This is a genomic window from Bacillus sp. LBA3-1-1.1, from assembly GCF_040676495.1.
Classification (GTDB): Bacteria; Bacillota; Bacilli; order Bacillales; family Bacillaceae_G; genus Bacillus_A; species Bacillus_A nitratireducens.
Genome location: NZ_JBEGIB010000008.1, coordinates 122,777 through 137,427, shown reverse-complemented (window position 1 = coordinate 137,427; position 14,651 = coordinate 122,777). Strand labels below are relative to the sequence as shown.

16 protein-coding genes, 10 tRNA genes and 4 riboswitches are annotated in these 14,651 nt (G+C 37.0%); of the genes, 24 read left to right on the top strand and 2 right to left on the bottom strand.

Going from position 1 to position 14,651, the window contains the following annotated elements; genetic code table 11:
* The first annotated feature begins 2 nt into the window (after nt 1–2).
* From MRBLBA3_RS09185 to MRBLBA3_RS09130, 12 genes are all read left to right on the top strand, one after another.
* Nucleotides 3–95 (top strand) — tRNA-Ser (locus tag MRBLBA3_RS09185).
* A gap of 54 nt (nt 96–149) precedes the next feature.
* Nucleotides 150–242: transfer RNA gene (locus MRBLBA3_RS09180), tRNA-Ser, on the top strand.
* 24 nt (nt 243–266) lie between these two features.
* Nucleotides 267–343, top strand: a tRNA-Met gene (locus MRBLBA3_RS09175).
* Between the two features lie 3 nt (nt 344–346).
* Nucleotides 347–422, top strand: a tRNA-Asp gene (locus MRBLBA3_RS09170).
* Nucleotides 423–430: 8 nt separating this feature from the next.
* Nucleotides 431–506 (top strand) — tRNA-Phe (locus MRBLBA3_RS09165).
* Nucleotides 507–517: 11 nt separating this feature from the next.
* Nucleotides 518–590 (top strand) — tRNA-Thr (locus MRBLBA3_RS09160).
* A gap of 6 nt (nt 591–596) precedes the next feature.
* Nucleotides 597–667 (top strand) — tRNA-Trp (locus MRBLBA3_RS09155).
* 11 nt (nt 668–678) lie between these two features.
* Nucleotides 679–755 (top strand) — tRNA-Ile (locus MRBLBA3_RS09150).
* Nucleotides 756–762: 7 nt separating this feature from the next.
* Nucleotides 763–837, top strand: a tRNA-Asn gene (locus MRBLBA3_RS09145).
* Between the two features lies 1 nt (nt 838).
* A tRNA-Glu gene (locus MRBLBA3_RS09140) sits at nt 839–910 on the top strand.
* Between the two features lie 129 nt (nt 911–1,039).
* Nucleotides 1,040–1,459: a CBS domain-containing protein gene (locus tag MRBLBA3_RS09135; RefSeq protein WP_000199004.1), complete on the top strand. Its 420-nt coding sequence runs from the start codon at nt 1,040–1,042 to the stop codon at nt 1,457–1,459.
* A 420-nt stretch (nt 1,460–1,879) separates the two neighbouring features.
* Nucleotides 1,880–3,031 carry a DUF3965 domain-containing protein gene (locus tag MRBLBA3_RS09130; protein ID WP_363380938.1) on the top strand — a complete coding sequence of 384 codons (1,152 nt, stop codon included), beginning with the start codon at nt 1,880–1,882 and terminating at the stop codon, nt 3,029–3,031.
* A gap of 240 nt (nt 3,032–3,271) precedes the next feature.
* On the opposite strand, the gene MRBLBA3_RS09125 is transcribed toward MRBLBA3_RS09130, so the two are convergent.
* Both MRBLBA3_RS09125 and MRBLBA3_RS09120 read right to left on the bottom strand, forming a co-directional pair.
* On the bottom strand, nt 3,272–3,610 hold the full coding sequence (locus MRBLBA3_RS09125; protein WP_001137809.1) for a hypothetical protein: 339 nt from the start codon (nt 3,608–3,610) through the stop codon (nt 3,272–3,274).
* A 5-nt stretch (nt 3,611–3,615) separates the two neighbouring features.
* Nucleotides 3,616–4,776, bottom strand: a complete 1,161-nt coding sequence (locus tag MRBLBA3_RS09120; RefSeq protein WP_363380935.1) for an SH3 domain-containing protein — start codon at nt 4,774–4,776, stop codon at nt 3,616–3,618.
* Between the two features lie 259 nt (nt 4,777–5,035).
* Nucleotides 5,036–5,147, top strand: a riboswitch (TPP riboswitch).
* 60 nt (nt 5,148–5,207) lie between these two features.
* Nucleotides 5,208–5,310: riboswitch (TPP riboswitch) on the top strand.
* Between the two features lie 82 nt (nt 5,311–5,392).
* Between MRBLBA3_RS09120 and tenA the strand changes: the two genes are divergently transcribed.
* The 12 genes from tenA to MRBLBA3_RS09060 all read left to right on the top strand — a co-directional run bounded on the left by tenA (nt 5,393) and on the right by MRBLBA3_RS09060 (nt 14,227).
* Nucleotides 5,393–6,088 carry a thiaminase II gene (tenA, locus tag MRBLBA3_RS09115; RefSeq protein WP_000666826.1) on the top strand — a complete coding sequence of 232 codons (696 nt, stop codon included), beginning with the start codon at nt 5,393–5,395 and terminating at the stop codon, nt 6,086–6,088.
* On the top strand, nt 6,057–6,806 hold the full coding sequence (locus MRBLBA3_RS09110; RefSeq protein WP_001256819.1) for an ABC transporter ATP-binding protein: 750 nt from the start codon (nt 6,057–6,059) through the stop codon (nt 6,804–6,806). The genes tenA and MRBLBA3_RS09110 overlap by 32 nt, the downstream gene beginning before the upstream one ends.
* Nucleotides 6,806–7,558 carry an ABC transporter permease gene (locus MRBLBA3_RS09105; RefSeq protein WP_033658277.1) on the top strand — a complete coding sequence of 251 codons (753 nt, stop codon included), beginning with the start codon at nt 6,806–6,808 and terminating at the stop codon, nt 7,556–7,558. Before MRBLBA3_RS09110 ends, MRBLBA3_RS09105 begins: the two co-directional genes overlap by 1 nt.
* The gene (locus MRBLBA3_RS09100) at nt 7,555–8,556 is read left to right on the top strand and encodes an ABC transporter substrate-binding protein (protein ID WP_000771332.1); all 1,002 of its coding nucleotides are present in this window, start codon (nt 7,555–7,557) and stop codon (nt 8,554–8,556) included. The genes MRBLBA3_RS09105 and MRBLBA3_RS09100 overlap by 4 nt, the downstream gene beginning before the upstream one ends.
* Before the next feature lie 10 nt (nt 8,557–8,566).
* Nucleotides 8,567–9,187, top strand: coding sequence for a thiazole tautomerase TenI (gene tenI, locus MRBLBA3_RS09095; RefSeq protein WP_000787161.1), 621 nt, complete (start codon nt 8,567–8,569; stop codon nt 9,185–9,187).
* Nucleotides 9,180–10,289: a glycine oxidase ThiO gene (gene thiO / locus MRBLBA3_RS09090; protein ID WP_000335194.1), complete on the top strand. Its 1,110-nt coding sequence runs from the start codon at nt 9,180–9,182 to the stop codon at nt 10,287–10,289. Before tenI ends, thiO begins: the two co-directional genes overlap by 8 nt.
* Before the next feature lie 15 nt (nt 10,290–10,304).
* A complete protein-coding gene (gene thiS, locus MRBLBA3_RS09085; RefSeq protein ID WP_001049509.1) occupies nt 10,305–10,508 on the top strand; it encodes a sulfur carrier protein ThiS in 204 nt (67 codons plus the stop codon).
* A 2-nt stretch (nt 10,509–10,510) separates the two neighbouring features.
* Entirely contained in the window at nt 10,511–11,281 is a 771-nt protein-coding gene (gene thiG, locus MRBLBA3_RS09080; protein ID WP_000931991.1) for a thiazole synthase, read from the top strand.
* On the top strand, nt 11,274–12,293 hold the full coding sequence (locus MRBLBA3_RS09075) for a thiazole biosynthesis adenylyltransferase ThiF (protein WP_001065454.1): 1,020 nt from the start codon (nt 11,274–11,276) through the stop codon (nt 12,291–12,293). Before thiG ends, MRBLBA3_RS09075 begins: the two co-directional genes overlap by 8 nt.
* 6 nt (nt 12,294–12,299) lie before the next feature.
* On the top strand, nt 12,300–13,112 hold the full coding sequence (gene thiD / locus MRBLBA3_RS09070; RefSeq protein ID WP_242399621.1) for a bifunctional hydroxymethylpyrimidine kinase/phosphomethylpyrimidine kinase: 813 nt from the start codon (nt 12,300–12,302) through the stop codon (nt 13,110–13,112).
* A gap of 240 nt (nt 13,113–13,352) precedes the next feature.
* Nucleotides 13,353–13,500, top strand: a riboswitch (cyclic di-AMP (ydaO/yuaA leader).
* 93 nt (nt 13,501–13,593) lie between these two features.
* Nucleotides 13,594–13,980, top strand: coding sequence for a hypothetical protein (locus MRBLBA3_RS09065; protein WP_000424085.1), 387 nt, complete (start codon nt 13,594–13,596; stop codon nt 13,978–13,980).
* A 16-nt stretch (nt 13,981–13,996) separates the two neighbouring features.
* Nucleotides 13,997–14,227, top strand: a complete 231-nt coding sequence (locus MRBLBA3_RS09060) for a hypothetical protein (RefSeq protein WP_000866315.1) — start codon at nt 13,997–13,999, stop codon at nt 14,225–14,227.
* A gap of 262 nt (nt 14,228–14,489) precedes the next feature.
* A riboswitch (cyclic di-AMP (ydaO/yuaA leader) is annotated at nt 14,490–14,635 on the top strand.
* The last annotated feature ends 16 nt before the right edge of the window (nt 14,636–14,651 follow it).

Genomic DNA, 14,651 nt, shown 5'->3' with positions numbered 1-14,651 from the left:
TCGGAGGTATACCCAAGTTCGGCTGAAGGGATCGGTCTTGAAAACCGACAGGCGGTGAGAATCGCGCGGGGGTTCGAATCCCTCTACCTCCTCCATTTTTTTTAAAAAGTGGTTTAGTTACATATAAAAAAATATTGATTTTCCTTCATGGAGGTATACCCAAGTTCGGCTGAAGGGATCGGTCTTGAAAACCGACAGGCGGCGAGAGTCGCGCGGGGGTTCGAATCCCTCTACCTCCTCCATTTTTTAAAACAATATAATAACGTCGCGGGGTGGAGCAGTACGGTAGCTCGTCGGGCTCATAACCCGAAGGTCGCAGGTTCAAATCCTGTCCCCGCAACCAAATGGTCCCGTGGTGTAGTGGTTAACATGCCTGCCTGTCACGCAGGAGATCGCCGGTTCGACCCCGGTCGGGACCGCCATTTATGTTGGCTCGGTAGCTCAGTCGGTAGAGCAGAGGACTGAAAATCCTCGTGTCGGCGGTTCGATTCCGTCCCGAGCCACCATTTTTTTTTATGCCGGCTTAGCTCAATTGGTAGAGCAACTGACTTGTAATCAGTAGGTTGGGGGTTCAAGTCCTCTAGCCGGCATCATTTAGGGGCATAGTTTAAAGGTAGAACTGAGGTCTCCAAAACCTCCAGTGTGGGTTCGATTCCTACTGCCCCTGTAAAAGTATATGGGCCTATAGCTCAGCTGGTTAGAGCGCACGCCTGATAAGCGTGAGGTCGATGGTTCGAGTCCATTTAGGCCCACCATAATTATTCCGCAGTAGCTCAGTGGTAGAGCTATCGGCTGTTAACCGATCGGTCGTAGGTTCGAGTCCTACCTGCGGAGCCATGGCCCGTTGGTCAAGTGGTTAAGACACCGCCCTTTCACGGCGGTAACACGGGTTCGAATCCCGTACGGGTCATAAAAAAAGAGTCAGCACATTGCTGACTCTTTTTTATTTTGTAGAATCCTCCTTTATCAACTGATTTTCCTGAAATAAATAAAGGGATTTAGGAAAAGCTATGGTATGTATAAAAAGGAGGAGATAAAAATGACGCGAGTGAGAGACTTTATGAGTACTCATGTTGTACATTGTACACCGCTAGACAATGTATATGAGGCTGCTGTAAAAATGAAGGAAGAATCGGTTGGATTGATTCCTGTTGTTGAAAATGAACAAGTTGTTGGGCTTGTTACTGATCGAGACCTAGTTGTTCGTGGGATTGCTGAAAAACATCCTGGATCTAATAAAATTACAAATATAATGACAACAAGCATTGTTTCAGTTTCTCCAGATGATTCGATTGAAAAAGCTACAGAATTAATGGCGCAGTATCAAATTAGACGCTTACCAGTAGTTGAGAGTGGGCAACTTGTGGGTATGCTAGCACTAGGTGATTTAGCTATAAGAGAATCGGCAGATGATCAAGCTGGCTTTGCTTTAAGTGAAATCTCGGAGCACATGGAATAAATTATGTATAAAAATCAGATACATTATTCTAGTATATATGGATTAAACTAATATGTTAGCGTGATGTATCTGAGACATTATATAATAAATATAGCGTTAATATTTCCTCTTATTAAAAATTTGTTATTCCTAATTTTTAATAAGAGGAAAAATGATATACTAATAGATATAAGTATTATGATAGATTTTGAATATAACAATATTCATTGTTAATGATGTAATAATGAATTAATATTTCCTACGTAGATAAAGTGAAACTTTAATTATTGGGGGGTGTCCATCCCCCAATAATTATTAGTTGAACCAATCGGGCTTTTATGGGCAGTTTTATCTCCCACCTAACTTCCTCGCATTCGCAGAATTTTGAGGTGGGAGTCTTACTGCCCGCAAATAGCGGGATAAAAAGGAAAGGGGAATTATATGAGGGCTGTACAGGGCGATCCAAATTGGAATTTGGTTACAGATACATATATAGAACCAAACAATTTCGCTGAGTTATTTTCTTTGCTTGTGCCTTGTCATCCAAAAGGTGAAGGGAAAGAGCGAACTATATTAGTATGGAAAGAAAAAGAGTTTTATAAAGAAGAAAATTTAGCGGCATTTATCGTATATGGAATGAAAAAAGTAAAGGATTTACCGCAGTTTCATAAAGATGAAATTCCAACTCTAGTACGTATTCTGCGTTTATGTCAAGAGATTGGTTGGTATGAAGAGGCAAATGCTTTTATGATAAGCCAGGGGCTAGAAGAATTTGTCCAAACTTCATTGGAATATGAAACATGGGATCTTTTGACGCAAGCGGTTGCTTTAAACTATTTAATTATTAAATATCGTATTGGTGAATTAACAGATGGCGATGTAGAAATTTGGAATCGAGTTAAATTTAGTGAGAAATGTATAACAGATTGTAAACATCTATTATCGCATAAAGAAGTATTGGAATTTACATTCTTTTATATGTGTAAGCGAGCTAAGCTACTGTCAAAAGAGCAATTAAATAGTGATATGATGAATCTAGCAATGTATTGTAATACCTTTGTGTATGATTTGTATACACATGACTTATTACGAAAGTATCGTAAGTGTACAGATTTTCTATCATATTATGGACCGAGTCAAGCAGTTTTAGCTTGTCAAAGAGCTGTACTTTCTCAAATTTCAGATCGATTAGATCCATTAAAGACAACGCATGTAGATGATTATTTATATGTGATGAAAGAAATGATGGAGCATATGACGATAGGGGTAATGGATCGATATGGTCATTTTATTGGAAAGTTGCTATCATATGTACCATTTTTTGAAATGATTCAAGTTCCACAGCATGCATATTATTGTGAAGAATTACTTTATATTTGTAAGGGCATTGAATACAAAGAAGAAATACTACGCAATTATATATTTATACAATTACATGATTGTTTACCATCCTTCTTTAAACTATTTCTTAAAAATAAGCGTTATGCAACGATTCATGATATTCTTTTCTATTGGTGCGATGATGAACAAAGAATGAGTTTAGAGAAAAAATATAATCTTAGTTTTATTTATGAAAAATATGCTTGTGGTTAAACCGTATTTTACATATTAAAAATTAATATAAATTAAAAAGGATCTCAAGTTTATGTGAGATCCTTTTTTGTTAGTAAAACAAGGAGAAAGTAACTAAGATAAGAAATAACATTCCATAAAGGAGAATTTGTGCAGTATAACTTCCTTGTATACCAAAAAAAGTATTCATTTTTTCATATAAATGCAGTATATATTTCGTTGGATTATCTTTGAAAGATTGGTACACAGTGTCTCCTCTTTCTAAGCTTCTTGTTCATGTTTTTGGTTATGAGGAACATTAATGTATCTAGCTATGAATAATAAAACACCTATAAAGAATACAGGAAGTATGGTAGATAAGTAAAAACCAGTACTAATTATATTTGTTATAAGAGCACTCAAAAGAAAAATTGCATTATAAATATGCGCTATTTTTTGTTTTAGCCGCATTTGTAATGCTTCCATAATGATTTCTAAGGCAACAAAAGTAATAATAATAGATAAAAATACAGTGTTTGTATTATAAATGATTAAACAACAGATTAAGCCTAAAAAGGCTAAGTATTCAATTATGAGAGGTATATTGATATTGCGTGGCATACAATTTACCTAACTAGATATGGCAGTGGGTTCACTGCATTTGTTTTTTCAAGATTCCATTCCCCATTATGTAATTCAAAATGGAGATGTTGCCCGTATGAATGACCTGTATTTCCCATATGACCGACTAATTGTCCAGCTTGCACTTGATCCCCAACTTGTACAGCACGATCCTTCATATGAGCATAAACTGTTGTATATAATTTTCCATTTATTTGATGGGCAACGAACACGACATTGCCGTAGCTAGCCGAATAATAAGATTTCACAACTTTACCTGCAGCAGCGGCTTGAATAGAGATGTTGCCTTGTGCTGCAATATCTATACCATAATGCATTTGTTCCCAGCGCATATCAAAATTTGAGCTAATTCTTCCTTGAGTAGGAAATTTGAAAACAGCGGGAATTGATGAAGGTTGAGCTGTTTTAGTTTGTGATTGATTTTGATGTTGCACTACATAGTGTTTTGCTACATATCCGTATCCTGTGCCAAAACGAATTTTATACCAAGTACCTACCGTTTCTACTACTTGTACTTGTGTACCATTTTGTAACGAACCAAGTAGAGAGCTACTTGTACTAGCGTTGCTACGTACATTTAATTTTGGTGTTGCAACAGTATAAGAAGGTGAACCTTGTACAGCTACACCTTTTACTAGAGGTGTGGATCCATTAGATACAAAGTTTTTTTGTACGTATCCAATTTGACCGTTATGCAATATTTTGTACCAATCCCCTTGTTCACCTTGAATGGTAATGAATTGACCATTTGGTAATATATCTAGAATAGAAGACTCTGTATTAGGTTCAGAGCGAACGTTTAATGCGTTTGCATTTACGATATATTGATTCTTTGATTGAACATTTTTTTTGAATAGAATTGCATCTTTTTTTATGTAGCCTGTTTTGTTGTTAACAGATACTTTATACCAATCTTGAGTTGTCTCAAGAATAGTAACCGGGCTATTAAATCGAATGTTATCAATTATTGCACTGTCTGCATGGTTATTTTGATGTAGTGCAACGTTGTCAATTTTTACATATCCAGTTTTTACTTTAGATGGTTGCTTAGCAGCAGCTGTTTGTATATTGGATTCTCCTATAGAAGGAAGTAAAGAAGCAATTGCGATAGTAGTGGCTGTTAAAGCTGTAGCTTTCATATTCATGTAATAAAGACCTCCTCTAGTTGTATAGTTGTAATTTTATTATAGTATAAAGATATAATATATTGGTCGTATTCACATAAATGTAATATGAAATCAATAAAAATAATGTTAGAAGAGAGGTTCGTAAATAAACATTGTATCTATCATTTGTGGGAGTGCATTTATATTTGTTAAACGCATTAATATTTAATGGATAATTAAGAAAATTAAAACAGTTGATGATGTCTTATTACGGTGTTATACTGACAGTGATAATTTTATAGTTTGCTAGGAGAGCTGGTGTTGCCAGCTGAGAGTAGGCCGTAAGCCTTTGATCCTTTTCATTACCTGATCTAGATTATGCTAGCGTAGGGAAGCAATTCGGACACTAACAATGAGTCCCCGTTTCTTTGCGTATAGAAACGGGGCTTTTTTATTTGAAAATTTCATATTGAAACCACTAGGGGTGCTTGATGTGCTGAGAGAGGAATAATCCTTAACCCTTACAGACCTGATCTAGGTAATACTAGCGAAGGGAAGTGGACAACGAATAAATGTATAATTTTATTTGCTGTAACCACTTCTTATATAGAAGTGGTTTTTTATTTAGATACATATATCGGAAGGGGAAATAGAAATGAAATTTTGCGATAGATTATTAGAAACTGTACAACCAGTTTGGGAGATGAGTCATAATCATCCGTTTGTAGTAGGTATGGGGGATGGCACGTTAGAAAAAGATAAGTTTCAGTATTATATTATTCAAGATTATTTATATTTGTTAGATTATGCAAAGCTATATGCCATCGGTGTTGTAAAAGCAACAAATCCACAAGTAATGGGGAAATTTGCTGAACAAATTGATGGAATATTAAATGGAGAAATGACGATCCATAAACAGTATGCAAAAAGACTTGGAATTTCTATAGAGGAGATAGAGTCAGCAAAACCATCTGCTAAAAATTTAGCTTATACAAATTACATGATGTCTGTATCTCAAAATGGCACACTTGCGGAATTAATAGCAGCACTTCTTCCGTGTATGTGGAGCTACTGGGAGATTGGAAAGCGTTTAAATGATATTCCTGGAGCAAGAGATCATGAGTTCTTTGGTGAGTGGATTCAAGGATATAGTTCTGAAGAATACGGTAACCTTTGTATTTGGTTAATAGATTTATTAAATGAAATGGCAGTTGGAAAGTCTGAAAAAGAGCTAGATCGATTAGAGGAGATTTTCCTATATTCCAGTCGATTTGAATATTTATTCTGGGATATGTCCTATCGTAAGGAGATGTGGGGATTTGAGGAGCAAGAACATACTACAGTTTCATAATGTTTCTTTTCATTATGATGAGAAACCAATCATCAATGAATTAAATGCTTCTATACAAGATAAAGAGTTTGTAAGTATTATCGGACCGAGTGGATGCGGGAAAAGTACTTTATTTCGCCTTATTACAGGTTTAGAAGAAGCAAGTACTGGACAGATAGAGCTGACAGAAACAAAGAGCCACCCTGTAGGGTATATGCCCCAAAAAGATATGCTCTTGCCGTGGAGGACGATTATTGAGAATGCTGCCCTGCCGCTAGAGTGCCAAGGTGTGCAGAAAAAAGAAGCGCAAGTAAAAGCGAAAGAACTGTTACATAAATTTGGGTTACAAGGATACGAGGCGAAATATCCGAAAGATTTATCTGGTGGTATGAGACAACGTGTATCTTTTATCCGAACTTTATTAACGGGCGGGGAGATATTATTGTTAGATGAACCGTTTAGTGCATTGGACGCTTTAACGAAGGCATCTTTGCAAGAATGGTTGTTTGAACAATGGAAAGAGTGGGAAAAAACAATTTTATTTATCACTCATGATGTTGAAGAAGCATTGTTTCTTTCTAATCGAATTTTCGTTGTAGAAAATCAACCGATAGCAACTTTAACTGAGCGAATTGTACCGCTTGATCGTAACCGAACAAGAAAGGATTTATATAGGCCTGAAGTATTGGCGCTTAAAGATGAGCTCCTTAGTATGTTACAAAGGCAGGTACTTGTATGATGAACCGTTTGAAAGAATTAGTTCCTGCTCTTACACTTTCTAGTATTTTACTCGTTATGTGGGAAGTAGGAGCAAGAATTGTAGATGAGATGTACATTTTGCCATCACCTTCTGCAATTGTAATGAAGATATGGAAACTAAAAGACATATTATTTACGGTTCATTTACCGGCAACGTTATACGTCGTTTTAATAGGTGTTGCTATTTCTATCGTATTAGGTGTGGGGCTAGCAATGTTAATGAATGCGAGTACGTGGATGGAAAGAGCATTTTACCCATTATTAATAGCTTCACAAACCATCCCGATTACAGCACTTGCGCCCCTATTTGTTTTATGGTTTGGATATACCATTTGGAGCAAGGTTGTTGTCACAGTTTTAATTACGTTTTTCCCAATTGCGGTCAATACGTATGATGGACTGCGTAGTACGAAGAAAGAGTGGGAGGAGCTCTTAGTTACGTATGGTGCAACGAAAAAAGATATTTTTCTAAAGCTAAAGTTACCATCTGCTCTTCCTTACTTTTTCTCAGCGTTAAAAATTGCAGTTCCGCTTAGTGTGATAGGGGCAGCAATTGGAGAATGGCTCGGTGCACAAGCTGGGCTTGGATATTTCAGTAAAAGAATGATGACGCAGTTAGACGGAGCTGGTGTATTTGCACCCATTGTATTGTTATCATTATTAGCTATTTTCTTCGTCATACTTATTTCCATATTAGAAAAGAAATTTATTAGTTGGAGGAAACATTCATGAAATTATTAAAACGCATCTTTGTGTTTACATTATTAGTTGCAATGATTGCAGGATGTTCGAGTAATTCAGCATCAGATAAGAATAAAACAGAAAAAGAAATAACAGTAATGCTTGATTGGTACCCAAATGCGGTACATAGCTTTATTTATACGGCAATTGAAAAAGGATACTTTAAAGAAGAAGGAGTAAAGGTGAATATTAAATTCCCTTCTAATCCGACTGATCCATTAACGCTAGCGGCAGCAGGGAAAGTGACAGTTGGTTTGTATTATCAACCAGATGTTGTCATGGCAAAAGCAAATGAACAAATTCCAGTGAAATCAATTGGAGCTGTCGTACGTTCGCCGTTAAATCATGTTGTATCACTGAAATCAGCAGGTATTAAGTCACCTAAAGACTTAGAAGGAAAGACAGTTGGATATTCTGGAACTCCTTTAAGTGAAGCATATTTAAAAACGATGGTAAAAGAAGATGGTGGTAATCCAGATACAGTAAAAGTAGTCGATGTTGGATTTGATTTAGTACCAGCGTTAATTACGAAAAAAGTAGATGCTGTAACAGGAGCATACATTAACCATGAAGTACCTGTTATGCGTCATGAGGGCCATGAACCAGCATACTTTAATCCAGCTGATTACGGAGTACCGAACTACCATGAGCTTGTGTTTGTAACGGGTGATAAAACGTTGAAAAAAGATAAAGAAGCATTGCAAGCCTTTTTACGTGGGGCACAAAAAGGGTATGAATTTATGAAGAAAAACCCTGATGAAGCATTAAATATTTTATTAGATCATCAAGAAAAAGAAAACTTCCCGCTTGTACCAGAAGTTGAAAAAGAAAGTATGAAAATTTTATTAGAGAAGATGGAAACGAAAGATGAGCCGTTCTTATCGGATTCAAAAGAGTCATGGGAGAAACAAAACAAATGGTTGAAAGACAAAGGAATGACGAAAGAAATCGTTCCAGCCGATGAATTATTTGAAAACATATTAAAGTAGGCGAATGAATATGAAAAATGAGCTCCATGTAATCTCAAATGGCCATATGCCATTCGAAGAGTTAGTGAATGTAGCGATGCAAATTGAGAGTGAGATTGATTATTTGCATATTCGTGAGCGTGAAAAAAGTACGAAGGAATTGTATGAAGGTGTGGAAAGTCTTTTGAAGAAAGGCTTTCCGGCATCGAAGATAGTGATAAATGATCGAGTTGATATTGCTATTCTATTAAATATTCCGCGTGTTCAGCTAGGATATCGAAGCGCAGATGTAAGGTTAGTAAAAGAAAAGTTTTCTTATTTGCATGTTGGTTATTCAGTACATTCTCTAGATGAAGCGATAGTGGCATTTAAAAATGGAGCGGATTCTCTCGTTTACGGTCATGTATTTCCAACGGCTTGTAAAAAAGATGTGCCAGCGAGGGGGCTTGAAGAAGTTTCAGACATTGCAAAGTGCTTATCCATACCGATTACAGCAATTGGAGGAATTACCACGGAAAACACCGGAGATGTTCTTGCAAATGGTGTAAGTGGCATTGCTGTTATGTCCGGGATTATAAGCAGTAATAATCCGTATAGCAAGGCGAAATCTTATAAGGAATCAATAAGAAAGTGGGCGGAAAAACATGTGTAAGAAGTATGATGTAGCGATTATTGGCGGAGGTGTAATTGGTAGTTCGGTTGCACATTTTCTAGCAGAAAGAGGGCATAAAGTAGCGATTGTAGAGAAGCAAAGAATCGCATCTGAAGCTTCGAAAGCAGCTGCTGGTTTACTCGGTGTTCAGGCGGAGTGGGATGAATATGATCCGTTGTTTGAACTTGCTAGAGAAAGCCGTGCTATATTTCCACAACTTGCAGAAGTTTTACGTGAAAAGACAGGCATCGATATTGGGTATGAAGAAAAAGGCATTTATCGCATTGCTCAAAATGAAGATGAGAAGGAAAGAATTCTTCATATTATGGATTGGCAACAGAAAACAGGTGAAGGTTCTTATTTTCTAACGGGTGATCGTTTGCGAGAAAAAGAGCCGTTTCTATCTGAGTCAATTATAGGAGCCGTATATTATCCGAAAGATGGTCATGTTATTGCACCAGAGCTTACGAAAGCATTCGCACACTCCGCGGCATTTTCTGGAGCTGATATATATGAACAAACAGAAGTGTTAGATATTCGAATTGAAAATGATAAAGTGACTGGGATTGTTACAAGCGAAGGTGTAATCATATGCGAAAAAGTCGTTATCGCTGGAGGGGCATGGAGTACGAAATTACTACAGTATTTCCATAGTGATTGGGGTACGTATCCTGTGAAGGGTGAAGTTGTTGCAGTAAGAAGCAAGAAACAGCTCTTGAAAGCTCCTATTTTCCAAGAACGTTTTTATATTACACCGAAGCGCGGTGGGCGTTACGTAATTGGAGCAACGATGAAGCCTCATACGTTTAATAAAACTGTGCAACCAGAAAGTATTACTTCTATATTAGAGCGTGCGTATACAATATTGCCGGCTTTAAAAGAAGCAGAATGGGAAAGTACGTGGGCTGGGTTAAGACCGCAGTCTAATCACGAAGCTCCTTATATGGGAGAGCATGAAGAAATAAAAGGTTTATATGCTTGTACTGGACATTATCGAAATGGCATTTTATTAAGTCCTGTTTCTGGTCAGTATATGGCTGATTTAATAGAAGGAAAGCAGGAGAATCACTTGCTAGATTCATTGCTTTCTAAAACAGTTTAGAAAGGGGATGGAAGTTTGAATTTAAAAATTAATGGTAACCAAATTGAAGTGCCAGAGAGTGTAAAAACAGTAGCTGGGTTACTTACACATTTAGAATTAGATAACAGAATTGTTGTAGTAGAACGTAATAAAGATATTTTACAAAAAGATGATCATAACGATACATCTGTTTTTGATGGAGACCAAATTGAGATTGTAACTTTCGTAGGAGGCGGTTGATTATGTTAAACATTGGACCATTTTCATTTCATTCTAGACTTTTATTAGGAACAGGAAAATTCCCTGATTTTGATGTACAGCAAAAGGCAATTGATGTATCTGAGGCTGAGGTTTTAACATTTGCAGTACGTCGTATGGATATATTCGATGCGAAGCAGCCGAATTTATTAGAGAAACTTGATGTAAAAAAATATAAGTTATTACCGAATACCGCAGGAGCAAAAAATGCTGAAGAAGCTGTTCGAATTGCGAAATTAGCAAAAGCTTCGGGGCTTTGCGATATGATCAAAGTAGAAGTTATTGGTGATGATAGAACGTTATTACCTGATCCAGTAGAAACGTTAAAGGCATCTGAAATGTTACTAGAAGAAGGATTTATCGTACTTCCGTATACATCTGATGATGTTGTATTAGCACGTAAATTACAAGAACTTGGTGTACACGCGATTATGCCAGGAGCATCACCGATTGGTTCAGGGCTTGGTATTGTAAATCCATTAAATTTAAGTTTCATTATTGAACAAGCGACAGTACCAGTTATTGTTGACGCTGGTATTGGTAGTCCAGCTGATGCAGCATTTGCAATGGAATTAGGAGCGGATGGTGTGTTATTAAATACAGCAGTATCTGGAGCAAACGATCCTATTAAAATGGCATACGCAATGAAATTAGGTATTGAGGCAGGACGATTAGGGTTTGAAGCAGGTCGTATTGCACGTAAACGTTGTGCAACAGCAAGTAGTCCTTTAGAAGGAATGAGTGTAGTTGAATAATCGATATTCTCGCCAAGAATTATTTTCTCCAATCGGAGAAGAAGGGCAACGAAAGATAAGAGAAAAGCATGTACTCATTATTGGTGCAGGCGCATTAGGTAGTGCAAACGCAGAGATGTTTGTAAGAGCAGGCGTTGGTCAAGTAACAATTGTTGACCGTGATTATGTCGATTGGAGTAATTTACAAAGGCAGCAATTGTATGCAGAGAGTGATGTAGAGAATAATCTTCCGAAGGCTGTAGCGGCAAAGAAACGTCTAGAAGAGATTAATTGTGAAGTACGAGTAGAAGCTCTCGTTCAGGATGTAACGGCTGAAGAGTTAGAAGAACTCGTTACAAATGTTGATGTAATCATCGATGCGACTGACAATTTCGAAACACGTTTCATTGTGAATGATATATCGCAAAAATATTCTGTTCCATGGGTTTACGGGGCATGTGTAGGGAGTTACGGCCTTTCTTACACGATTCTTCCAGACAAAACGCCATGTTTATCTTGTTTATTACAATCGATTCCGCTTGGCGGAGCGACATGTGATACAGCGGGTATTATATCACCTGCTGTATCTCTTGTCGTTTCTCATCAAGTAACGGAAGCTCTTAAACTGTTAGTGGAAGATTACGAATCACTTCGAGAGGGACTTGTATCATTTGATGTATGGAAAAATGAATATTCATGTATGAATGTGCAAAAGATTCGTAAACATAATTGTCTATCGTGTGGTGAACAGGCAGTATATCCATATTTAAATAAGGAAAACACTTCAAAAACAGCAGTGTTATGCGGGAGAAATACAGTTCAAATTAGACCACCTCATAAAGAGGAAATGGATTTTGAACAATATAAAAAATTGCTGAATGATCGCGTAAATGATTTGAATGTAAATCCATATTTATTATCATTTTCGGTTGAAGAAAAGAGATTAGTGGCTTTTAAAGATGGCCGTGTACTTGTACATGGAACGAAAGATATAAGCGAAGCGAAAACAATTTATCATCGCTATTTTGGGTAGAAAAGGATGAGTGGGATGAAAGTGAATAAAGCTTTAACAATTGCAGGGTCTGATAGCGGAGGCGGCGCTGGCATTCAAGCAGATTTAAAAACTTTCCAAGAGCTTGGTGTGTATGGAATGACGGCTATTACAGCAATTACTGCTCAAAATACGCTTGGCGTTCAAGGGGTATATCCTGTTTCTTTAGAAGGAATTACGGAACAGCTGAATTCAATTGGTACGGATTTAACGCCAGATGCTGTAAAACTAGGAATGTTATTTAGTAGTGAAATTATTCAAATTGTTGCAGAACATATTAAAAGATTCGGCTGGAATAATATTGTGCTAGATCCTGTTATGATTGCAAAAGGCGGAGCATCATTATTACAACAAGAAGCAGTACAAGCATTAAAAGAATATTTATTGCCATTAGCAACTGTTGTAACACCGAATGTTCCTGAAGCAGAAGTGTTAACTGGGATGGAGATTCATAATATAGACGATAGTAAAGAAGCTGCGAAAGTATTGCATGAATTAGGTGCTAAATATGTGCTTATGAAGGGCGGGCATGCAGAATATCAAGGTAATGAAGTAATCGATTTACTCTTTGATGGAGAAGAGTTTATTGAATTTAGAAGTGAACGAATTCCTTCAAAGCAAACGCACGGAAGTGGGTGTACATTTGCGTCTGCAGTTACAGCAGGACTTGCTAAAGGGTATTCAATTGAAGAGGCAGTTCAAGAGGCAAAACAATTTATTAGTATAGCGATTGAAGAGCCATTGAATATTGGCAGTGGTCATGGGCCGACGAATCATTTTGCATATAAAGTGAAACTATAATCAGTGGGGGGCATCCCCCACTGATTATTAGTTGAACCAATCGGGCGTTTACGGGCAGTTGATCTCCCACCTAACTTCTTTGCTCCAACTGAATTTTGAGGTGGGAGTTTTACTGCCCGTTAATGCGGGGTAAATTGAATAAAGCGCGTGCATAAGTAAGTGAAAAGCCAGTTTTATAACTGGCTTTTTTTCTGTTTACTTTTTCCAAATACAGGAGTAATATATCAGCCAGAATACATTTTTTGTAATACGCTGAGTCCAAATGTATGGAGCGGAGGAACCAATTTGTGCGTCGTCACTAGGGGTGAATCTTTCAATTTTGAAAGTAGGGCTACTCTCAAAGTCCGAATCCGACAGCTAACTTCGTAAGCGTCTTGAGAGAGGACGGTGCCATGATGGATACATCACTTCATCGATCTGATTAGTATAGGGGAATATCAATCTATGTTTGAGTTCTTTTATACTAAGGAGGATGAGGTACATGGAACTAACACTTATTTGTGTTGGAGAAGAAAGCAAGGTAAATAGTTTAAGAGATCTAGTAGCATTTCAACATGAGTTAATTATTTTTACAGCAAATGAAGAGATAGCGGCTGAAGTTAGGAATTGTGGATTTGATTGGACTTATAGTTGTAGTAAGGGGCAGGATTTTACTAGTATTTGTGAGTGTATTAAGAAAGTGATTTTACTAGGAGATGAGCTGCCGATAGTTAGTTTCTTCACAGAACGCATTCGTTTTTCTTTTCAAGCTCCTATTACTGTTGTTACAAGGAATAAACGATATCCGGCCAGGCTCTATGAAACAATTGGAGCTAAATTTGTAGTGTTTACGAACTGTGATAATATTTCTTTTTTATTTTTTGAATAGGGCGGAGGAAATAAAGATGAAGGTGTTGTTACTAGGAGATATAGCGAATCGTTGGGCGGTATCGGTAGAGCGAGTTCAAGAATTGGTGGTGCTTGATCCTATTTTCCCAAGGCCATATATTATATTGCCATCGAAAGACGCTTTATATTTAAAAACAGACGTTATCGAATATGAGCAGTTACATGCAGAATTGTCACAAGTTTATATTCGCGGGAGAAATTTACGTGCTTTTTTACGAGGGGAATAAATAGTGAATGAAAAAAGAGCGAATGCTGAGTGCAACAAGCTATGCACTTCATGTCATTCGCTCTTTTTATTTCGTATTTGAAAGATCATTTCTGTGAAAAAGAAAGAAAAGACGAGAAAATAGATGAAAGAATAGTAATAACACCTAATGTAAGCGTTTAAATAGATGGGTATTTTCTTATTTTCAGTAATTTACCCCTTTACAAGTTAAATTTAGAGGAGTATATTTACTCTCATAAATCATTCATGAAATTTCCAAAAAAAACCTAAAATCGCTGAGTTCCAGAAATGGAGCGGGGGAACCAATTTTGTGCATTGTCACTTGGGGTGAATCTTTCAATTTTGAAAGTAGGGCTACTCTTTAGGCCCGAATCCGACAGCTAACCTCGTAAGCGTTTAGAGAGGAGGTTTACTTTGTGTTGTTC